This is a genomic window from Pseudomonas sp. (assembly GCF_049590575.1).
Classification (GTDB): domain Bacteria; phylum Pseudomonadota; class Gammaproteobacteria; order Pseudomonadales; family Pseudomonadaceae; genus Aquipseudomonas.
Genome location: NZ_JBAWDE010000397.1, coordinates 1 through 20580, shown reverse-complemented (window position 1 = coordinate 20580; position 20580 = coordinate 1). Strand labels below are relative to the sequence as shown.

The following is a 20580-nucleotide window of genomic DNA, read 5'->3' as shown; positions in this document are numbered from 1 at the left end:
ATACTGTCCCAATGTGGGAGGGGCCGAGCCCCCACCCATATTAGTTATCCGGGATCTGTTTCAGGCCCGCAGCGACAACGGCGGCACAAACGACGCCAGCTCGTCCTCCACCGCCTCGATGATGCGCTCCACATCCGCGGCATTCATCACCGTAGCGCAGGGGATGCCGGCTATCGCAATCAAGGTCTCGCCACTGGCGCGGTCGAACAGGCGGGCAACCATGCTGCCCGGCGCATCCATGCTGCCCTCGAAGCCCATCGGATGAAAATGCCAGCGCATCAACTGGCAGGCATTGGGGAACGTCACTTTATTCATGTTGCCCACCTTGTACATTGAGCGCTTCCTTTAGCTCGCGGCAGGGGGCCATGACCGTCACTGGTCGTGGCATCGAAGAGCCTCAAAAATAGCATTCGTTCGCAAGTCCCTGGTGACTTATTTCGCCCCGTTCGGCGGTTGTTTTCGGTTCACTTGACATGGGTCATGGCCTACAAAAAACTAGGCAAAAGGCCATTAGTCAGAAGTTCCAATCGACCATTGAAGGCGCCGGCAAAATTCGGCAATCTCCAGGGTTTACCCGCCGCAGAGTTTTTCATGCCTGACATCGCCCCGGACGATGATTGCCAGCACACCCGCGCCACCGGCGACCTGGTGTTGCGCCACCACCTGTGTTGGCGTCATCGCGACCTTGAGGGGGTGATGTCTTACTACCACCCGGATATCCAGTACCACGATTTCTTCCAGAACCGTGTCATCGGTTTCGCCGAGTTGCGTGAGTACCTGCAAGCCAGCATGCCGCGTGCCGCCGATGAAGCGATTGAGCACACCGACCGCATCCGCGCCGATGGCGACACGGCGTTTATCCAGTACCGCATCACCTTGCGCGGCAGCCAGGGCCTGGTGTCGTTTCGTACCAGCGAGGCCATTACTGTGCGCGATGGGCTGATCTGGCGCGTCAATGAGTACGCATCCCTGGTGCACGAGCAGCCGACCCAGGCGATGCGCCCCACGGTCAGCCGCCTGGGCCTGTCGCCCCAGCAATTGGGGCATATGGCCAATGACCTGCAGCAATACTTCGAACTCAAACAACCTTATCTGGACCCGGAGCTGGACTTGCAGCGGGTTGCCAAGGAATGCGGCTACAGTCGCAATCAGATTTCCTATTTGCTCAACCAGGTGCTGGGGCAGAGCTTCTACCGCTACGTCAACCAGGCGCGGCTTCAGCATTTGCTGGCCGCGCTGGACACTGCAGCGCCGCCGATCAAGGTCGATGACCTGGCCTTCGCCGCCGGTTTCAACTCGCTGTCGGCGTTCTACAGCGCATTTCGTCAACACACCGGCCAATCGCCCAAGGCCTACGTCAAACAAATTTCCCTGCGTGCACGCGCGCAAGACAGCCCCTGACACCGCGCTCTAGGATCCAGCCTATCGAAACGAGGTAGGGGAGCTTGGCATGCCGGCATGGCGCAATATCAGTTTATGGATGGACCGGCTGGACGACCCGCTGGTGGCGCGGCCGTCGCTTGAGCATGACCTGGACGTCAATGTGGCCATTATCGGCGCCGGGTATACCGGCCTATGGACCGCCTATTACCTGAAGCGCCAGGCGCCTGAGCTGAACATCGCGATTATCGAAGCGCAAACCGCAGGTTTTGGCGCGTCAGGCCGCAATGGTGGCTGGCTGATGGGCAACCTGCTGGGCGAAGACCGCCTGCTGGCCGGCCTGGCGCCCGAGCAGCGCCGCGCCTCGTTTGACCTGTTGCACGGCATTCCCGATGAAGTCGCCCAAGTGCTGGCCCGTGAAGGCATCGACTGCGACTACCGCAAGGGCGGCGCCCTGTACTGTGCCGCGCGCTACCCCGAGCAGGAAGGTAGCCTGCGCCGCTACCTGGCCAAGCTCTATGCCCAGGGCCTCACCGAAGACGATTATCGCTGGCTGAGCCCGCAACAACTGGCCGAGCAGATCCGCATCGCCAAGCCCTATGGCGGTATCTATGCACCCCACGTCGCAACCATCAACCCCGCCAAACTGGTGCGTGGCCTGGCGCGGGTGGTAGAGCGCATGGGTGTGACGATTTATGAAAACAGCCCCGTCACCCGTTGGCAGTCCGGCCGCGTGCGCACGGCCAAGGCGACTGCGCGCGCGGCGTGGGTGGTGCCGGCCGTGGAAGGGTATGCCAATACATTGCCAACCCTGGGGCGCTACCAGCTGCCCGTGCAAAGCCTGATTGTCGCCACCGAACCGCTCCCCGCCAGCACCTGGGATGAAATTGGCCTGAACCACGGGCAGGCCTTTGGCGAAAGCAGTCGCCAGGTGACGTACGGCCAGCGTTCGGCGGACGACCGCCTGGTGTTCGGTGCGCGCGGTGGTTATCAGTTCGCCGGCAAGCTGCGCCACAACTTCGATTTGACCGACAGCGAAGTGGAGCTGCGTCGCTACTTGTTTGGCGAACTGTTCCCACAGCTGAAAAACGTGCGAATCAGTCACTCCTGGGGCGGCAACCTGGGCATGTCGCGTAATTTCCGTCCCCATATGCTGTGTGACCACACGTCCGGCATCGCGCTGTCGGGTGGTTATGGCGGGGAGGGCGTGGGTGCCAGCAACCTGGGTGGCCGCACCCTGGCTGACCTGATCCTGGGACGCGATACGCCGCTAACCACGCAGCCGTGGGTGATCCGCGACCGCGGCCTGGAGGCGCTCAAGGCCTGGGAGCCCGAACCCTGCCGCTGGCTGGGCTACAACGCGATCATTCGCAGTTTCGTCCATGAAGACCAGGTGCTCGCCAACCCCAACAGTGCCCCGTGGCGGCGCAAGTTGGCGACTGGCATGGCCGAGTTCATGGAAGGTTTCATGCACTAAGTCGTTTCACTCACACGGGAAAACCCATGAGCATCACTCAATTCAAAGACGCGCTGAATGCCCTTTTGCCGGACGCCGCGCCGGTGGCCGTACCCTTGGGCGACCCCATCGCCGTGGCCTCGACCCTGAGCGTGGAGCGCAACGACGGCGTCGAAACCGGCATCTGGGAATGCACCCCAGGTCGCTGGCGTCGGCAAATCAAATCCCAGGAGTTCTGCCACTTTATCCAGGGCCGCTGCACCTTCACGCCCGACACCGGTGAAGCCGTTCACATAGAAGCCGGCGACGCACTGATGTTGCCGGCCAACAGCACCGGAATCTGGGACATCCAGGAAACCGTGCGCAAGACCTACGTATTGATCCTGTAACGCTTTGATCCTTGATCGCCTGCCATAAAAACAGCCCTAAAACCGCCAGGAAATCGAACCATGAAAGCCATTGCCCTGTTGCCCTTGATGTTGGTGGCCTCTATCAGCCAGGCCGCCGAGACGGTGAAGATCTACAACTGGTCGGACTACATTGCGCCGGACACCACCAAGAACTTCCAGAAAGAAACCGGCATCGGTTTCACCTATGACGTGTACGACAGCAACGAAACCCTCGACGGCAAGTTGATGACCGGAAAATCGGGCTACGACGTGGTGTTCCCGTCCAACCACTTCATGGCTCGCCAGATTCAGGGCCGCGCACTGAAAAAACTCGATAAGAGCCAATTGCCCAACTGGAAAAACCTCAACCCGGTGTTGCTCAAGGCCCTGGAAAACAATGACCCGGGCAATGCCCACGGCTTCCCGTACCTGTGGGGCAGCACCGGCATCGGCTACAACATCGACAAGGTCAGAGCGGTATTGGGGGATAACGCGCCCGTCGATTCCTGGGACCTGATCTTCAAGCCCGAGAACATGGCCAAGTTGCAGAAATGCGGGGTGGCGATCCTCGACAATGGCCCGGAGTTGCTGCCTGCCGCGCTGAACTACCTGGGCTTGCCGCACCACAGCAAGAAGGCCGAGGACTACAAAAAGGCTGAAGAGCTGCTGATGAAAGTGCGGCCTTATGTGGCGTACTTCCACTCCTCCAAATACACCGCGGACCTCGCCAACGGTGATATCTGCGTGGCGGTCGGCTTCTCCGGCGACATCCTGCAGGCCGAAAGCCGCGCCAAAGAAGCCAAGAACGGGGTGAACATCGGCTACAACATTCCCAAGGAAGGCGCCGCGATCTGGTTCGACATGGTCGCCATGCCCGCCGACGCCCCCAACGAAAAAGCCGGTTACGCCTTCATGAACTACCTGCTGCGCCCGGAAGTGATGGCCAACATTACCAATTACGTGCATTACGCCAATGGCAACCAGGCCGCCGACAGCCTGGTAGACCCGGCGATCAAGGCTGACACCAAGGTTTACCCAAGCCCCGAGATGATGGGCAAGCTGTTTGCGCTGGAAGCGATGCCACTGAACATCGACCGGGTTCGCACGCGGGTGTGGAACACCATTCGTACCGGGCGTTGAAAGCCAGGTTCAGAACGCTTGAACTGCCCCGGCTGTCTGTACCGGTAATAGGGGACAACACTCAATAATAAGTTGGGTAGTGGCTGTTTAATGTTGCTAATGACACCGTGACAATATATTGGATCCATTAATCAAGTAAGCCGCCCAACTTGGGCGGCTTTACCACTATTTAATATTTAAATAAGGGGTACAGTCTTTTTTCGGACAAATTCAAGTTCCCCCAACAGATACGGCCTCGCAAATAGATAAGTTGTTTGCGCGCGTATTTTTACCCGAGAAATAGATGTAGACGATTGATTTCAAGTTGTGTCAGTTTTCTTACGCCTTCAAAAGAGGCGAGTGATAGGACGATCTCGCCCGCGAGGTTCCTATCGATCAAAGACTGATGCACTTGCAAACAAGGAAGTACGTTTATGTCAAAAGTAAAAGACAAGGCTATCGTGTCGGCGGCGCAAGCCAGCACCGCTTACTCGCAAATCGATAGCTTCAGCCATTTGTATGACCGTGGCGGCAACCTCACGGTCAATGGCAAACCGTCCTATACCGTGGACCAGGCAGCCACTCAGCTGCTGCGTGACGGCGCCGCGTACCGGGACTTTGATGGCAATGGCAAGATCGATCTGACTTACACCTTCCTGACCTCGGCCTCCTCGAGCACCATGAACAAACATGGCATCTCGGGCTTCAGCCAGTTCAGCGCCCAGCAGAAAGCCCAGGCCGTGCTGGCCATGCAATCCTGGTCGGATGTGGCCAACGTGACCTTTACCGAAAAGGCCACCGGTGGCGACGCGCACATGACCTTCGGCAACTACAGCGGTGGCCAGGATGGCGCTGCGGCCTTCGCCTACCTGCCCGGCACCGGCGCAGGCTACGACGGCACCTCGTGGTACCTGACCAACAGCAGCTACACGCCAAACAAAACCCCGGACCTCAACAACTACGGCCGGCAGACCCTGACCCACGAAATCGGCCACACCCTGGGCCTGGCTCACCCTGGCGACTACAACGCCGGGAACGGCAACCCGACCTACAACGACGCGACCTATGGACAGGACACGCGCGGTTACAGCGTCATGAGTTACTGGAGCGAGAGCAACACCAACCAGAACTTCAGCAAGGGCGGGGTCGAAGCCTACGCGTCCGGCCCGCTGCTGGACGATATCGCCGCGATCCAGAAGCTCTACGGCGCCAACTACAACACCCGCGCCGGCGACACCACCTACGGCTTCAACTCCAACACCGGGCGTGATTTCCTCAGCGCCACCTCCAATGCCGACAAGCTGGTGTTCTCGGTGTGGGACGGTGGCGGCAACGACACCCTGGACTTCTCCGGTTTTACCCAGAACCAGAAGATCAACCTCAATGAAGCGTCGTTCTCCGACGTTGGCGGCCTGGTGGGCAACGTGTCCATCGCCAAAGGCGTGACCATCGAGAACGCCTTCGGCGGCGCGGGCAACGACCTGATCATCGGCAATAACGCCGCCAACGTGATCAAGGGCGGGGCCGGCAACGACCTCATCTACGGCGGTGGTGGGGCAGACCAGCTGTGGGGCGGCGCGGGCAACGACACCTTTGTGTTCGGCGCCAGTTCCGATTCCAAGCCGGGTGCGGCGGACAAGATCTTTGACTTTACCTCGGGTTCGGACAAGATCGACCTCAGCGGCATCACCAAAGGCGCGGGCCTGACCTTCGTCAATGCGTTTACCGGGCATGCTGGCGATGCTGTACTGACCTACGCGGCAGGGACCAACCTGGGTACCTTGGCGGTGGACTTCTCCGGGCACGGCGTGGCGGATTTCCTCGTCACCACCGTTGGCCAGGCGGCCGTCAGCGACATCGTGGCGTGATGTAAAAGCGCGGCGTCTCGGCGCCGCGCTTCCAGGCGGGAGCGTGAAATGCAGCGTTTTTTTCAACTGATCGCCTGCGTTATGCAGGTGATGTTCGTATCGGCAGGAGCCCACGCAATGGCGAGCAGTCTTGTATTACCTTCCAACGCGCAATTGGCCGGGCATTGGCAGTTGCTCCAGGCCGGCCAGGTGTGTGCGCTGGACTTGTTGGAACAGGCGAATGCCTTGGCTGGCGATGTGGCGTGCGCCGAGCAATGGCTGGGCGCCAAGCCCCTGACCTGGTCGCCGACGCCGGACGGCATCTGGCTGATGAATGCCGAAGGCAGTGGGATTACCCACCTCAATCGGCAGAAAGAAGGCGAGTACAAAGGTCGCACACCCAGTGGCCTTGAAGTTGTATTGCAACGCACACCTTAGTTGTTCGTTATACGCCTATAACTCGATTTTAATAGTTGGCCGCTCCGTTGTCGGGGCTGGGGCAACTATTGCCCGTCATTCGCTCAGAGAAGATCAAAAGATATGGCGAAGTCCCAGGCCGTGGCGCCCTTATTCAAGGCGCTGGGCGAATACAAGAGCATTCTGATCAGCATTGGCTGCTTCACGGCGTTAATTAACCTGTTGATGCTGGTGCCCTCGATTTACATGCTGCAAGTGTATGACCGCGTGCTGTCCTCCCAGAATGAAACCACCCTGGTGATGTTGACGTTGATGGTCGTGGGGTTCTTTGCATTTATCGGCACGCTGGAAGTCATTCGCAGTTTTATCGTGATCCGTATCGGCAGCCAGTTAGAGCGGCGTTTCAACTTGCGCGTGTACAAGGCCGCGTTTGAACGCAACCTGCAGCGCGGCCAGGGGCACGCAGGGCAATCGCTGGGCGACTTGACCCATATCCGCCAATTCATCACCGGGCCTGCGCTGTTCGCGTTTTTTGATGCGCCGTGGTTTCCCATCTACCTGTTGGTGATTTTCCTGTTCAACCTGTGGCTGGGCGTACTGGCCACGGCGGGGGCGGTGCTGTTGATCGCCTTGGCGTGCCTCAACGAATACCTGACCAAAAAACCTTTGGGCGAGGCCAGCGGTTTCTCCCAGCAATCGACCCAGTTGGCCACCAGCCATTTGCACAACGCCGAGACCATCCAGGCCATGGGCATGCTCGGCGCGCTGCGCCAGCGCTGGTTTGCCGTGCATTCGCAGTTCCTCAGCTTGCAAAACACGGCCAGCGACACCGGCTCGGTGATTACCTCGCTGAGCAAGTCCCTGAGGCTGTGCCTGCAATCGCTGGTGTTGGGCCTGGGCGCATGGCTGGTAATCCGCGGCGATATGACCGCCGGGATGATGATCGCCGGTTCGATCCTGATGGGCCGCGTGCTCAGCCCCATCGACCAGCTGATTGCAGTGTGGAAGCAATGGAGTTCGGCCAAGCTGGCCTACCAGCGCCTGGATGACTTGCTGCGCGAGTTCCCGCCGGACGTCGAGCCGATGAAATTGCCGGCGCCCAACGGCCAGGTCAGTTTTGAACAGGTCAGCGCGGGCCCGCCTGGGCGGCGTGCGGCGACGCTGCATCAGGTCAGTTTCGCCCTCGGCGCCGGCGAAGTGCTCGGCGTGCTCGGCGCTTCGGGCTCCGGCAAATCCACCCTGGCCCGCGTGTTGGTGGGCGTGTGGCCGACCCTGGCCGGCACCGTGCGCCTGGACGGCGCGGACATCCATCGCTGGGACCGCGATGACCTTGGCCCGCATATCGGCTATTTGCCCCAGGACATCGAACTGTTCAGCGGCAGCATCGCTGACAACATCGCACGCTTTACCGACGCCGACCCGGCATTAGTCGTGAAGGCCGCGCAACAGGCCGGTGTGCATGAGCTGATTCTGCGCCTGCCCCAAGGCTACGACACGCTGCTGGGCGACAACGGCGGCGGCCTGTCCGGTGGCCAGAAACAACGGGTGGCCCTGGCGCGCGCGTTGTACGGCGGGCCACGCCTGATCGTGCTGGATGAGCCCAACTCCAACCTCGACACCGTCGGTGAAGCGGCACTCGCCAGTGCCATCGTGCAGATGAAAGCCCAGGGCAGCAGCGTGGTGCTGGTGACCCATCGCTCCTCGGCACTGGCCCAGGCCGACAAGTTGCTGGTGCTCAACGAAGGGCGCTTGCAGGCCTTCGGGCCCAGCCAGGAAGTGCTGCGCGCGTTGTCCGGCCAGCAGGAAGCACCGAAGGAAGCACCTAGGGAAAAGCCCGGTGTGAGTTTCAGTCGTCAGTACCAAGCCGGAAGGAATCCAGGCGCATGAGCAGTATCACTCCAGAACCCCTTGTTAAAGAGCACGACGCGCGGTTCTTCGTGCGCATGGGCTGGTTGCTGACGGTAGTCGGCGCCGGCGGGTTTTTCCTGTGGGCCAGCCTGGCGCCACTCGACCAGGGCATTCCGGTGCAGGGCACGGTGGTGGTCTCGGGCAAACGCAAGGCGGTGCAGACCTTCAGCCCCGGCGTGGTCAGCCGGATTCTGGTCAAGGAAGGCGAAATGGTTAAGCAGGGCCAGCCACTGTTTCGGCTTGACCAGACCCAGAACCAGGCCGATGTGCAGTCGCTGCAGGCCCAGTACCGCATGGCCTGGGCCAGCGTCGCGCGCTGGCAGAGCGAGCGTGACAACCGCGCGAGCATCGTTTTTCCGGCCGAGTTGAGCGCCAGCCCGGACCCGGCGCTGGCCCTGGTGTTGGAAGGCCAACGCCAGCTGTTCAGCAGCCGCCGCGAAGCCTTCGCCCGTGAACAGGCGGGAATTCGCGCGAACATCGACGGCGCCACCGCGCAACTCGGTGGCATGCGCCGCGCGCGTACTGACCTGACGGCTCAAGCCCAGTCACTGCGCGATCAACTGAGTAACCTGCAACCTTTGGCCGATAACGGCTACATCCCGCGCAACCGGCTGATGGAGTACCAGCGCCAGCTGTCCCAGGTGCAGCAGGACCTGGCGCAGAACACCGGCGAAAGCGGCCGGGTGGAGCAGGGCATCCTCGAATCACGCTTGAAATTGCAGCAGCACAGCGAGGAATACCAGAAGGAAGTGCGCAGCCAGCTGGCCGACGCGCAGTTGCGCAGCCTGACCCTGGAACAGCAACTGACCTCCGCCGGGTTCGACCTGCAGCACAGCGAAATCAACGCGCCGGCCGATGGCATTGCGGTCAACCTCGCGGTACACACCGAAGGCGCCGTGGTGCGCGCCGGTGAAACCCTGTTGGAAATCGTGCCCCAAGGCACGCGGCTGGAGGTGGAAGGGCACCTGCCGGTGCACCTGGTGGACAAGGTCGGCACGCACTTGCCGGTCGATATCCTGTTCACCGCCTTCAACCAGAGCCGCACGCCACGGGTACCCGGCGAGGTCAGCCTGATCTCGGCCGACCAGATGCTCGATGAAAAAACCGGCGCGCCGTACTACGTGCTGCGCACCACGGTCAGTGAGGCGGCGTTGGAACAACTCCACGGCCTGGTGATCAAGCCCGGCATGCCCGCCGAGATGTTCGTGCGCACCGGCGAACGCTCGCTGCTCAACTACCTGTTCAAGCCGCTGCTGGATCGCGCCGGCTCCGCGTTGACCGAGGAATGAGCATGAAACCGCTGCTCATTGCCTTGCTTTTCAGCTGCGCCAGCGCCCAGGCCGCCATGGGCCCGTTCGACGTCTACGAACAGGCGCTGCGCAACGACCCGGTATTTCTCGGCGCCATCAAGGAACGCGACGCCGGCCTGGAAAACCGCACCATCGGCCGCGCGGGCCTGCTGCCCAAGCTGTCGTACAACTACAACAAGGGCCGCAACAATTCCCAGGCCACCTTGCCCGACGGCCGCGGCGGCAGTTATCACGACGATCGCAACTACAACAGCTACGGCTCGACCTTCAGCCTGCAACAGCCGCTGTTCGACTACGAGGCCTACGCCAACTACCGCAAAGGCGTGGCCCAGGCGCTGTTCGCCGATGAAAGCTTTCGCGACAAGAGCCAGGCGCTGCTGGTGCGGGTACTGACCTACTACACCCAGGCGCTGTTTGCCCAGGACCAGATCGACATCGCCCGCGCCAAGAAAAAAGCCTTCGAGCAGCAGTTCCAGCAGAACCAGCATCTGTTTCAGCAAGGCGAGGGCACGCGCACGGACATTCTGGAAGCCGAGTCGCGTTATGAGCTGGCGACGGCCGAAGAGATCGAGGCCCTGGATGAACAGGACGCCTCCCTGCGCGAGCTGGGCGCGTTGATCGGCGTGCAAAGCGTCAACATCAACGACCTGGCGCCGCTTAACCAGGGCTTTGCCGCGTTCACCCTGACCCCGGCCAACTACGACACCTGGCATGAACTGGCGCTCAGCAATAACCCGACGCTGGCCTCCCAGCGCCAGGCCCTGGAAGTGGCGCGTTATGAAGTAGAGCGCAACCGCGCCGGGCACCTGCCTAAAATCACCGCGTACGCGAGCTCGCGTCAGCAGGAGTCCGACAGCGGCAACACCTACAACCAGCGCTACGACACCAACACCATTGGCGTCGAAGTCAGCCTGCCGCTGTATGCCGGTGGCGGTATTTCCGCCTCCACGCGCCAGGCCAGCCGTGCGATGGAACAGGCCGAGTACGAACTGGAAGGCAAGACCCGGGAAACCCTGATCGAATTGCGCCGGCAATTCAGCGCCTGCCTGTCGGGGGTGAGCAAATTGCGCGCGTACCAGAAGGCCTTGGCCTCGGCCGAAGCGCTGGTGGTGTCGACCAGGCAGAGCATCCTCGGCGGCGAGCGAGTCAACCTCGACGCGCTGAATGCCGAGCAGCAGCTCTACAGCACCCGCCGTGACCTGGCCCAGGCGCGTTATGACTATTTGATGGCCTGGACCAAGTTGCATTACTACGCCGGGAACTTGCGCGATACAGACCTGGCGAAAGTGGATGAGGCGTTTGGGCCCGCACCGCACTGATTCCTTTCTCGACCATTCCAACAACAAGAGAGGCAATACCATGGGTGTGTTTGACTATAAAAATCTTGGGGCCGAGGGCTCCAAAGCGTTGTTCGCCGATGCGATGGCGATCACTTTGTATACCTATCACAACCTGGATAACGGCTTTGCCGTGGGCTATCAGCACAACGGTCTGGGGCTTGGGTTACCGGCGACGTTGGTCGGTGCGCTGCTGGGCAGCACGGATTCCCAGGGTGTGATCCCCGGCATCCCCTGGAACCCCGACTCGGAAAAGGCCGCGCTGGACGCTGTGCAGAAAGCCGGTTGGACGCCCATCAGCGCCGGCACCCTGGGCTATGCCGGCAAGGTCGACGCGCGCGGCACCTTCTTTGGCGAAAAGGCCGGCTACACCACGGCCCAGGTCGAGGTGCTGGGCAAGTACGATGGCGCCGGCAAGCTGCTGGAAATCGGTATCGGTTTTCGCGGCACCTCGGGCCCGCGGGAAAGCCTGATCAGCGATTCGATCGGCGACCTGGTCAGTGACTTGCTCGCGGCGCTGGGGCCCAAGGATTACGCGAAGAATTACGCCGGCGAAGCGTTTGGCGGCTTGCTCAAAAGTATCGCCGAGTATGCCGGTGCGCAGGGCCTGAGCGGCACGGATGTAGTGGTCAGCGGCCACAGCCTCGGAGGCCTGGCGGTGAACAGCCTGGCTGACTTGAGCACCGCCAAGTGGGGCGGCTTCTACAAGGACGCCAACTACGTGGCGTATGCCTCGCCCACCCAGAGTGCCGGCGACAAGGTGCTGAATATCGGCTATGAAAATGACCCGGTGTTCCGCGCGCTGGACGGCTCATCCGTCAACCTGTCGTCACTCGGCGTGCACGACAAGCCGCACGAGTCGACCACCGATAACATCGTCAGCTTCAACGACCACTACGCCTCGACGCTGTGGAATGTAATGCCGTTTTCCATCGTCAACCTGCCGACCTGGGTCTCGCATCTGCCCACCGCGTATGGCGATGGCATGACGCGCATCCTGGCGTCCGGGTTCTACGAGCAGATGACCCGCGATTCGACGATTATCGTCGCCAACCTGTCCGACCCGGCGCGCGCCAGCACCTGGGTGCAGGACCTCAATCGCAACGCCGAGCCGCACAAGGGCAATACCTTCATCATCGGCAGTGACGGCAATGACCTGATCCAGGGTGGCAAGGGCGCGGACTTTATCGAAGGCGGCAAGGGCAATGACACGATCCGCGACAGCAGCGGGCATAACACCTTTTTGTTCAGCGGGCATTTTGGCCAGGATCGGCTGATTGGCTATCAGCCCACGGACAAGCTGGTGTTCAAGGATGTGCAGGGGCGTGTGGATTACCGTGAGCACGGCGGGGATACGGTGATCAGCGTGGGAGGGGATTCGGTGACGTTGGTCGGTGTGAGTGGCTGGTCGGGGGAAGGCCTTACGATCAGTTGAGGATTGAATGCAATCCGAATGTGGGAGGGGGCTTGCCGCCTCCCACAGTTGATCGAGATCAGTCTTCCTTGCGGACCGTGGCCACATCGTCGGCCTTCACGCGGATGCGTTTGCCGGCAATGTCGGTAAATTCGTAGAAACCGTCGGCGGTCTTGGTTTTTGGGTTGTCCTTGGTCAGATACTGCGTGCCATTTTGCAATGTCACTACGGTTTGCGTCGCGCAACCGGCCAATACCAGAAAAGTGAGTGCAACCAGTGGCAGACCCAAATTCTTCATGTTCATAACCCTTACCGTTAACCCTGAAAAATCCCACACACGGGGCGTGGGCCGCAAATGTTACGCCATCGACTCACCCATCTGATCACTTTTATATAAAAAGTTGCCTGCGCCATTTATCTATTAGCGATTGCAACAAGGCTTTTGCGGCGGCACTCTGTATGCATAAACAGTATTTGATCACTGCGTACCATGGCCAATTCCCTCGAAGACCCGCTCTATTACCTGCATAACTTCCGTCAGGTCCTGCATTGGCTGGGGCAACGCTATGCCGATCTGCTGGATCCTGACGAAGAGCATTTCATTCAGCAATTTGACAGCTTGCCGCAGGCTTCCCAGGCCTTGCTGGTGCGCATGGTGATGCGCAAGGGCGCGCATTTTCGGGCGGGCAAACTCAATTACCTGGAGATCGGTTGCCCCTACGCCGCTGCCGAGCCGTTGCTGGCACTGGGCTGGGTTGACGCGCAATGCCTGCTGGCCTTTGACGAGGTGTTCGGGTTGCTGCAAAAGGGCGAGATCCTCGCTGCATTCAAACCCTGGATCGACCAGCCCAAAGGCAAGAAAGCCGACTGGCTGGAGGGCTTGGCGGCACAGTTCACCGAAATGCGCAGCTTTGCGCGGTGGTGCCCTGAGCTTGCCGATACGCTGTACAGCCTCACCGTCATGCAATTGTGCGACCGCCTGCGGCTGATGTTTTTCGGCAACCTGCACCAGGACTGGTCCGAGTTTGTGCTGGCCGACCTTGGCATCTACACCTACGAAAAGGTCGAGTTCGGCGCCGAGTCCCGTGGCTTGCGCAGCCGTGATGACGTGCATGGTTTTTTGTTCCTGCACCAGTGCCAACAGGCCTTCGACAGCGGCGAGGCGCTGGAGGATGTGCTCGCGCACGTGGCAGCGCTGAGCACCGACAACCCCTGGCTGGAAAAACGCCGGGCCAAGCTTTTGTTCCAGATTGGCCAGTATTGCGAGCGCAGCGCCGAATTGGACCTGGCGCAGCGGATCTACCGCACCTGCGCTTACCCCGGCGCCCGCGCGCGGCTGATCCGCGTGCTCGAGCGCCAGGCGGATTACGCCCAGGCCATGGCGCTGGCGACTGCCGCGCAACAGGCGCCGGAAAGCCCCGCCGAGCAACAACACCTGTTGCGCGTCGTGCCACGCCTGCGGCGAAAATTAGGCGAGCCGGCATTGCCCAAGGCCAAACCCCGGGAAGTCACGCGCCTGGACCTTGCCCTCAGGTTGCCGGAGCCGTTGATGTCAGTCGAATACTGCGTACAGGCGCACCTGAGCGAGCCTGACGCGCCGGTGCATTATGTCGAAAACGGCCTGATCAATTCATTGTTTGGCCTGCTGTGCTGGGAGGCGATCTTCGCGCCGTTGCCGGGTTCGTTTTTCCACCCGTTCCAGCGCGGGCCGGCGGACCTGCACAGCGAAGATTTCCATCAGCGCCGTGCGCCGCTGTTTGCCGCGTGTTTCGAGCAACTGCAGGACCAGCGCTACAAAACCACGATTCGCCAACGCTACAACGAAAAGTGGGGCATCCAATCGCCCTTCGTGTTCTGGAACCTGCTCGGTGAAGAACTGCTGGAACAGGCCCTGGAATGCCTGCCCGCCGACCACCTGCGCTACTGGTTCGAACGCCTGTTGCTGGATATCCGCGCCAACCGCACCGGCATGCCCGACCTGATCCAGTTCTGGCCGGCGCAAAAAACCTACCGGATGATCGAGGTCAAGGGCCCCGGCGATCGCCTGCAGGATAACCAGCTGCGTTGGCTGGAATTCTGCGGCGAATACCAGATGCCCGTCACCGTCTGCTATGTGCGCTGGGCGGAGCAACCGGCTTGAGCTACAGCGTGGCCGTGCGTGCACTGTGTGAGTTCACGGCCAAGGTCGGCGACCTGGACCTGCGCTTTACGCCGTCACCCAGCGCCCAGGAAGGTATTGTCGGGCATCGCACCGTCGCGTCACGGCGTAGCGCGCATTATCAGAACGAAGTCGCCCTGGAGGGCGAATACCAGCAACTCAAGGTGCGGGGCAGGGCGGACGGCTACGACCCCGACGCCAATCGCCTGGAAGAAGTGAAGACCTATCGCGGCGACCTCGATGCCCAGCCCGCCAACCATCGGCAACTGCATTGGGCCCAGGTCAAGGTGTACGGTTGGTTGATGTGCCAGAAGCTCGGCCTTACGGACATCAACCTGACACTGGTGTACTTCGATATCGTCGGCGAGGGCGAAACCCTGCTCCACCAGCACTTCCAGGCCGCCGAGCTGGAACCCTTCTTCAACCAGCAGTGTGCGCTGTTCCTCGGCTGGGCCCGCCTGGAAATGCAGCACCGCGAAGCACGTAACACGGCGGCGAAAAGCCTGAGTTTTCCGCATGCCGACTTTCGCCCCGGCCAGCGCACCCTTGCCGAATCGGTCTACAAAGCGGTCAGCACGGGCCGTTGCCTGATGGCGCAGGCGCCCACCGGGATCGGCAAGACCATCGGTACGATATTCCCGTTGCTCAAGGCCCTGGCGCCTCAGCAACTGGATAAGGTGTTCTTTCTCACCGCCAAGACCCCAGGACGCAAACTCGCCCTGGACGCCTCCCAGGTGCTGTTCAGCAGCAGCCCCGACCTGCCATTGCGCGTGCTGGAACTGGTCGCGCGGGACAAGGCCTGCGAACACCTGGACAAAGCCTGCCATGGCGACTCCTGCCCACTGGCCAAGGGCTTCTATGACCGATTGCCCGCCGCGCGGATCGCCGCCTCCAAAGTGCGTTTGCTGAACCAGCGCAACCTGCGTGACGTGGCCCTGGCCCATGACGTGTGCCCGTATTACCTGAGCCAGGAAATGGCGCGCTGGGCTGACGTGGTGGTCGCCGACTACAATTACTATTTCGACTTTGGCGCCATGCTGTTCGGTCTGGCCCAGCTCAACCAGTGGCGCGCCGCGGTGCTGGTGGACGAGGCCCACAACCTGGTGGAGCGCGCCCGTTCGATGTACAGCGCGAGCCTCGACCAGTACAGCCTCAAGACCCTGCGCGACAGCGCGCCCGAGGCGTTGAAGAAACCCTTGCAGCGCCTGAACCGCGAATGGAATGCGCTGCACAAGGACCAGCTCGCGCCTTACCAGGCCTATGCCGCGCGGCCGGAAAAACTCCTGCAGGCCCTGAGCCTGTGCGCCAGTGCCATGGGCGATTACTTCAACGACCACCCCGAGTCACTGGCCGGGGACCTGCAAGCCTTCTATTTTGAAGTGCTGCAATTTGCCAAGGTCGCCGAGCTGTTCAACGAGCACTTCATTTTCGATATCAGCAAGCGCCAGTTCAGTGGCAAGCGCAGCAGTTCCACGCTGTGTCTGCGCAACGTCGTGCCGGCCGAATTCATCCGCCCTCGGCTCACCGCAGCGCGCAGCAGCGTGTTGTTTTCCGCGACCTTGAGCCCGCGTCACTACTATGCCGACCTGCTGGGCGTGCCGGCGGATACCGCGTGGGTCGACGTGGAATCGCCGTTCAAGGCCGAGCAGCTGCGCGTGCGCATCGTTGATCAGGTCTCGACCCGGTTCGTGCACCGAGAAGCCTCGCTTGCGCCTATCGTCGAGCTGATCGCCGAGCAGTTCGCCCAGCAACCCGGCAACTACCTGGCGTTTTTTTCAAGCTTTGATTACCTGCAACAGGTTGCGCAATTGCTCGCCGAGCGCCACCCGCAGATCGCGCTATGGCAACAGTCGCGCGGTATGGCCGAGGCCGAGCGCCAGGCCTTTCTCGATCAGTTCACCGAGCACAGCCAGGGCGTCGGATTTGCCGTGCTCGGCGGCGCATTCGGCGAAGGCATCGACTTGCCTGGCGCGCGCTTGATCGGCGCGTTCATTGCCACCCTGGGCTTGCCGCAGTTGAACCCGGTCAACGAACAAATGAAAGCGCGCATGGGCGCGATCTTCGGCGCCGGCTACGACTACACCTACCTGTACCCCGGCATCCAGAAAGTGGTGCAGGCCGCCGGCCGGGTGATCCGCAGCCAGCAGGACCGCGGCGTGGTAATGTTGATTGATGACCGCTTCGGTGAAGCGCGGGTACGCCAGCTATTGCCACGTTGGTGGTCGCCGGCGACTACAGCGTGACGCCATCTACACAAGGAAGCCAGTGATGAACGCTATCGAGCAGTACAGGATCCAGGTCAACGGCATTGATTTGAGCGTGCACATCGCCGGCCCGCAGCACGGCCAGCCCATCTGGCTGCTCCACGGTTTCCCGGAGTGCTGGCACTCCTGGCGCGAGCAGATCCCCGTGTTGGCGGCGGCGGGTTATCGGGTGTTTGCCCCACAGATGCGCGGTTATGGGCAGTCGAGTTCGCCTGCAGATGTCGCCGACTATGACTTGCTGAGCCTTTGCGCGGATATCCAGCAGGCCATGGACCATTTTGGCCACGAGCAGGTGACGATGGTCGGCCATGACTGGGGCGCGGTGGTGGCCTGGCACCTGGCGCTGCTTGAGCCTGAACGGGTTACGCGGCTGATCACGATGTCAGTGCCGTTTGCCGGGCGTGCGCGCCGGCCGGTGATCGAGATTCTGCGGGAGCTGTACGCTGACCGCTTCAATTACATCGTGTATTTCCAGGAAGCGGGCGTGGCTGAGCAAGAGTTGAACGCCGATATCGAACGCACCCTGCGCCTGTTCATGCAGGACCAGGATGTGTTTCTGCAGAAAAAACCAGCCGCCGCCCGATTGTTTGAAGGCGCTGCGACGCCCGGCGCGTTGCCGTCATGGTGTGCACGCGAGGATCTCGATGTTTACGTGCAGACCTTCGCCGAGCATGGGTTTCGCGGCCCATTGAACTGGTATCGCAACTTCGAGCGCAACTGGCAGCGCACCGAATTCCTGGCTGGGCGGCAGGTGCTGCAACCCACGCTGTTCCTGATCGGTGATCGCGACCCCGTCGGGGTTTTTGAAGCGCATACCCTCAAGCGCATGCCTGAAGCGGTGCCCGACCTCGAACAACACGTGTTGGCCGATTGCGGGCACTGGATCCAGAACGAGCAAGCCCAGCGGGTCAACGCGTTGATGCTCGGGTTTCTAGGGAAAAGGTAGCGCCGCGACAGCGGCGGTACGATCAAACCATCTCAAGATAAGAACTGTGTATCGCCCGCGCCAACTCGCGCACGGTGTCGATAAACTCCGTCAACCGGCTGTGCAGCCCATCCTCCAGAATCTCATCGATCCCCGTGTACCTCAGCCGCGCCTCGAACTCCGCCGCCAAGCGCTGCGCCGTGCGCCCATAACTGCCGGGCAGGTCCGCGAGGATATGGCTCAACTCCTCAATGCACGCATGCAGCGAGCGCGGTACATCACTGCGCAACAACAGCAGTTCCGACACCGAGCGTGCATTCAATGCATTCGGGTACAGCTCGGTGTAGGCCTCGAACGAGGACAACGCGCGGAGCAGGGCGCTCCACTGGTAGTAGCCGCGTGCCGACAGGTCGCTGACCTCTTCAGACTCTTCACCGAACATTTCGTAGCGCGCGTCCAGCAGGCGCAAGGTGTTGTCGGCGCGCTCGACAAAGGTCCCCAGGCGGATAAACCGATAAGCGTCATTGCGCATGATGGTGCCGGACGTCGCGCCACGGAACAGGTGCGAGCGCTGCTTGACCCAGTCACAGAAGTGGCTGATGCCATGCCGTGCCAGGCCGCCGGCAGCGATGCTGCGCATTTCCAGCCAGGTGGCGTTGAGGTTTTCCCACATGTCAGCGGTGATGCGCCCGCGTACCGCGTGGGCGTTGCCACGGGCGGCGCGCAGGCAGTTGTAGATGCTGGCGGGGTTTTCTTCGTCGAGGGCGAAGAAATGCAACATGCGTTCGGCATCCAACTGCTTATGGCGTTCAAGGTAACTGTCCAGGGTGCCGCTGCTGAGCAACGACATCGCCAGTTCGTCCAGGCCGTCGCTGCGCCCGGCCTGGGGCATCAACGACAGCGAATAACTGACTTCAAGCATGCGCGCCAGGTTTTCAGCACGCTCCAGGTAACGCGACATCCAGTACAGATCTGCGGCGGTTCTACTCAACATACTCAGCCCTCCACCACCCAGGTGTCCTTGGTTCCGCCGCCTTGCGACGAGTTGACGATCAGCGAGCCTTCGCGCAGGGCGACCCGCGTCAGGCCACCGGGCACCAGGCGGGTTTCCTTGCCCGAGAGCACAAAGGGCCGCAGGTCGATGTGCCGCGGCGCAATGCCGTTTTCGACAAAGGTGGGGCAGGTGGACAGGCTCAGGGTCGGTTGCGCGATGTAGGCGTGCGGGCGCGCCTTGATGCGTTGGCGGAAGTCCTCGATCTCGGCGGCGGTGGACGCAGGGCCGACCAGCATGCCGTAGCCGCCGGAGCCCTGGGTTTCCTTGACCACCAGTTCGGCCAGGTTGGCCAGCACGTGGGACAGTTCGTCGGGCTTGCGGCACTGGAAGGTCGGCACGTTTTGCAGGATCGGCTCTTCGTCCAGGTAAAACTTGATCATCGCAGGTACGTAGGGGTAGATCGACTTGTCGTCGGCCACGCCGGTGCCGATTGCATTGGCCAACACCACGTTGCCCGCGCAGTAAGCGGCCACCAGCCCCGGTACGCCGAGCATCGAGTCGGGGTTGAAGGCTTTGGGATCGAGGAAGGCGTCGTCGATACGCCGGTAAATCACGTCGACCGGCTTGGGGCCGTCGGTGGTGCGCATGAAGACCTTGAGGTCGTGCACGAACAGGTCGGCGCCCTCCACCAGTTCCACGCCCATTTCCCGCGCCAGGAACGCATGCTCGAAAAATGCGCTGTTGAAGCGTCCCGGGGTCAGCACCACCACATTCGGGTTGTCCAGGCGGCTCGAGCTTTTCAGGGTCTTGAGCAGCAGGTTGGGGTAGTGGTCGACCGGCGCAATGCGCTGCTTGGCGAACACTTCAGGGAACAGGCGCATCATCATCTTGCGGTCTTCGAGCATGTAGCTCACGCCGCTGGGGGTGCGCAGGTTGTCTTCGAGCACGTAGTAGGTGCCGTCGCCGTCGCGCACCAGGTCCACGCCAGAGATGTGCGAATAGATATCGCGGTGCAAGTCCAGGCCGACCATCGCCTTCTGATACCCCTCGTTGCCCAGCACCTGATCGGCCGGAATGATGCCGGCCTTGATGATGCGCTGGTCGTGGTAGATATCGGCGAGAAACATGTTCAGCGCATTCACGCGCTGGATGCAGCCGCGTTCAATCAAGTCCCACTCACTGGCGGGGATGCTGCGCGGGATGATGTCAAAGGGGATCAGGCGCTCGGTGTCTTGCTCGTCGCCATACAGGGTGAAGGTGATTCCCGCGCGATGAAACAGCAAGTCGGCTTCACGACGACGCTGGGCCAGCAGTTCCGGCGGCGTATTGGCCAGCCAGCGGGAGAAATCCTGATAATGCGCACGGCAGTCGCCATTTGCGTCATTCATTTCATCAAAGAAAGATCGAGCCATTCCAGTACCTTGTCAGTGCCGAGGGGTGCGCGGGGTGGCACTGCCGCTTTAAAAAACGCATTTTTTTATGAGCCCGTGGCTGATGGTGCCAACAGGCCTGGTCCTTACTTTCTTATGGGGTCGGCTCTGGGTCGGGGGGTAACGAATGCTCCTGTTTCCGGGCAGATGAATGCATGAAGCAATGCCTGTGCCGGAATGCCGCCAGCAACACTGATTACCCTGTAGTGAGCGGGCTTGCCCCGCGCTGGGC

The 20580-nt window shown here is 61.3% G+C and carries 17 protein-coding genes; 13 read left to right on the top strand and 4 right to left on the bottom strand.

The genetic code is table 11. From position 1 onward, the window contains the following. Positions 1-60 precede the first annotated feature (60 nt). Positions 61-333, bottom strand: coding sequence for a DUF1652 domain-containing protein (locus tag WBR57_RS27735; RefSeq protein ID WP_424088448.1), 273 nt, complete (start codon positions 331-333; stop codon positions 61-63). 258 nt (positions 334-591) lie between these two features. Here WBR57_RS27735 and WBR57_RS27730 point away from each other — a divergent pair, with 258 nt between their 5' ends. The 10 genes from WBR57_RS27730 to WBR57_RS27685 all read left to right on the top strand — a co-directional run bounded on the left by WBR57_RS27730 (position 592) and on the right by WBR57_RS27685 (position 12598). Next, entirely contained in the window at positions 592-1401 is an 810-nt protein-coding gene (locus tag WBR57_RS27730; RefSeq protein ID WP_424088446.1) for a helix-turn-helix domain-containing protein, read from the top strand. A 49-nt stretch (positions 1402-1450) separates the two neighbouring features. After that, the gene (locus WBR57_RS27725) at positions 1451-2857 is read left to right on the top strand and encodes an NAD(P)/FAD-dependent oxidoreductase (protein ID WP_424088444.1); all 1407 of its coding nucleotides are present in this window, start codon (positions 1451-1453) and stop codon (positions 2855-2857) included. A 26-nt stretch (positions 2858-2883) separates the two neighbouring features. Then, a complete protein-coding gene (locus tag WBR57_RS27720) occupies positions 2884-3225 on the top strand; it encodes a cupin domain-containing protein (RefSeq protein WP_424088442.1) in 342 nt (113 codons plus the stop codon). A gap of 60 nt (positions 3226-3285) precedes the next feature. Further along, positions 3286-4365, top strand: coding sequence for a polyamine ABC transporter substrate-binding protein (locus WBR57_RS27715; RefSeq protein WP_424088440.1), 1080 nt, complete (start codon positions 3286-3288; stop codon positions 4363-4365). Positions 4366-4778: 413 nt separating this feature from the next. Beyond that, entirely contained in the window at positions 4779-6212 is a 1434-nt protein-coding gene (locus WBR57_RS27710) for a serralysin family metalloprotease (RefSeq protein WP_424088438.1), read from the top strand. A 48-nt stretch (positions 6213-6260) separates the two neighbouring features. Further along, positions 6261-6629, top strand: coding sequence for a protease inhibitor Inh/omp19 family protein (locus WBR57_RS27705; protein WP_424088436.1), 369 nt, complete (start codon positions 6261-6263; stop codon positions 6627-6629). 102 nt (positions 6630-6731) lie between these two features. Next, positions 6732-8495, top strand: coding sequence for a type I secretion system permease/ATPase (locus WBR57_RS27700; protein ID WP_424088434.1), 1764 nt, complete (start codon positions 6732-6734; stop codon positions 8493-8495). Beyond that, positions 8492-9805, top strand: a complete 1314-nt coding sequence (locus WBR57_RS27695; RefSeq protein WP_424088432.1) for an HlyD family type I secretion periplasmic adaptor subunit — start codon at positions 8492-8494, stop codon at positions 9803-9805. The genes WBR57_RS27700 and WBR57_RS27695 overlap by 4 nt, the downstream gene beginning before the upstream one ends. 2 nt (positions 9806-9807) lie before the next feature. Further along, positions 9808-11145, top strand: a complete 1338-nt coding sequence (locus WBR57_RS27690) for a TolC family outer membrane protein (protein WP_424088430.1) — start codon at positions 9808-9810, stop codon at positions 11143-11145. A gap of 40 nt (positions 11146-11185) precedes the next feature. Beyond that, positions 11186-12598 (top strand): lipase, encoded by a 1413-nt coding sequence (locus tag WBR57_RS27685; RefSeq protein ID WP_424088428.1) that lies wholly within the window; start codon positions 11186-11188, stop codon positions 12596-12598. A 58-nt stretch (positions 12599-12656) separates the two neighbouring features. On the opposite strand, the gene WBR57_RS27680 is transcribed toward WBR57_RS27685, so the two are convergent. Further along, positions 12657-12881: a YgdI/YgdR family lipoprotein gene (locus WBR57_RS27680; RefSeq protein WP_424088426.1), complete on the bottom strand. Its 225-nt coding sequence runs from the start codon at positions 12879-12881 to the stop codon at positions 12657-12659. 186 nt (positions 12882-13067) lie between these two features. Here WBR57_RS27680 and WBR57_RS27675 point away from each other — a divergent pair, with 186 nt between their 5' ends. The 3 genes from WBR57_RS27675 to WBR57_RS27665 are packed head-to-tail and all read left to right on the top strand — an operon-like array spanning position 13068 to position 17945. After that, positions 13068-14717, top strand: a complete 1650-nt coding sequence (locus WBR57_RS27675; protein WP_424088424.1) for a VRR-NUC domain-containing protein — start codon at positions 13068-13070, stop codon at positions 14715-14717. Continuing rightward, the gene (locus WBR57_RS27670; protein WP_424088422.1) at positions 14714-16978 is read left to right on the top strand and encodes an ATP-dependent DNA helicase; all 2265 of its coding nucleotides are present in this window, start codon (positions 14714-14716) and stop codon (positions 16976-16978) included. The genes WBR57_RS27675 and WBR57_RS27670 overlap by 4 nt, the downstream gene beginning before the upstream one ends. Positions 16979-17003: 25 nt before the next feature. After that, on the top strand, positions 17004-17945 hold the full coding sequence (locus tag WBR57_RS27665; RefSeq protein ID WP_424088420.1) for an alpha/beta fold hydrolase: 942 nt from the start codon (positions 17004-17006) through the stop codon (positions 17943-17945). A gap of 22 nt (positions 17946-17967) precedes the next feature. On the opposite strand, the gene WBR57_RS27660 is transcribed toward WBR57_RS27665, so the two are convergent. Then, the gene (locus tag WBR57_RS27660) at positions 17968-18918 is read right to left on the bottom strand and encodes an alpha-E domain-containing protein (RefSeq protein ID WP_424088418.1); all 951 of its coding nucleotides are present in this window, start codon (positions 18916-18918) and stop codon (positions 17968-17970) included. Positions 18919-18920: 2 nt separating this feature from the next. Beyond that, a complete protein-coding gene (locus tag WBR57_RS27655) occupies positions 18921-20330 on the bottom strand; it encodes a circularly permuted type 2 ATP-grasp protein (RefSeq protein ID WP_424088416.1) in 1410 nt (469 codons plus the stop codon). Positions 20331-20580 lie beyond the last annotated feature (250 nt).

Excerpts from the sequence above, each read along its gene's own strand:
- WBR57_RS27705 (WP_424088436.1), top strand. The coding sequence starts at position 6,261 with ATGCAGCGTTTTTTTCAACTGATCGCCTGCGTTATGCAGGTGATGTTC.
- WBR57_RS27660 (WP_424088418.1), bottom strand. The coding sequence starts at position 18,918 with ATGTTGAGTAGAACCGCCGCAGATCTGTACTGGATGTCGCGTTACCTG.
- WBR57_RS27685 (WP_424088428.1), top strand. The coding sequence starts at position 11,186 with ATGGGTGTGTTTGACTATAAAAATCTTGGGGCCGAGGGCTCCAAAGCG.
- WBR57_RS27735 (WP_424088448.1), bottom strand. The coding sequence starts at position 333 with ATGTACAAGGTGGGCAACATGAATAAAGTGACGTTCCCCAATGCCTGC.
- WBR57_RS27715 (WP_424088440.1), top strand. The coding sequence starts at position 3,286 with ATGAAAGCCATTGCCCTGTTGCCCTTGATGTTGGTGGCCTCTATCAGC.
- WBR57_RS27655 (WP_424088416.1), bottom strand. The coding sequence starts at position 20,330 with ATGGCTCGATCTTTCTTTGATGAAATGAATGACGCAAATGGCGACTGC.
- WBR57_RS27720 (WP_424088442.1), top strand. The coding sequence starts at position 2,884 with ATGAGCATCACTCAATTCAAAGACGCGCTGAATGCCCTTTTGCCGGAC.
- WBR57_RS27730 (WP_424088446.1), top strand. The coding sequence starts at position 592 with ATGCCTGACATCGCCCCGGACGATGATTGCCAGCACACCCGCGCCACC.
- WBR57_RS27690 (WP_424088430.1), top strand. The coding sequence starts at position 9,808 with ATGAAACCGCTGCTCATTGCCTTGCTTTTCAGCTGCGCCAGCGCCCAG.
- WBR57_RS27700 (WP_424088434.1), top strand. The coding sequence starts at position 6,732 with ATGGCGAAGTCCCAGGCCGTGGCGCCCTTATTCAAGGCGCTGGGCGAA.
- WBR57_RS27680 (WP_424088426.1), bottom strand. The coding sequence starts at position 12,881 with ATGAACATGAAGAATTTGGGTCTGCCACTGGTTGCACTCACTTTTCTG.
- WBR57_RS27665 (WP_424088420.1), top strand. The coding sequence starts at position 17,004 with ATGAACGCTATCGAGCAGTACAGGATCCAGGTCAACGGCATTGATTTG.
- WBR57_RS27725 (WP_424088444.1), top strand. The coding sequence starts at position 1,451 with ATGCCGGCATGGCGCAATATCAGTTTATGGATGGACCGGCTGGACGAC.
- WBR57_RS27710 (WP_424088438.1), top strand. The coding sequence starts at position 4,779 with ATGTCAAAAGTAAAAGACAAGGCTATCGTGTCGGCGGCGCAAGCCAGC.
- WBR57_RS27695 (WP_424088432.1), top strand. The coding sequence starts at position 8,492 with ATGAGCAGTATCACTCCAGAACCCCTTGTTAAAGAGCACGACGCGCGG.
- WBR57_RS27675 (WP_424088424.1), top strand. The coding sequence starts at position 13,068 with ATGGCCAATTCCCTCGAAGACCCGCTCTATTACCTGCATAACTTCCGT.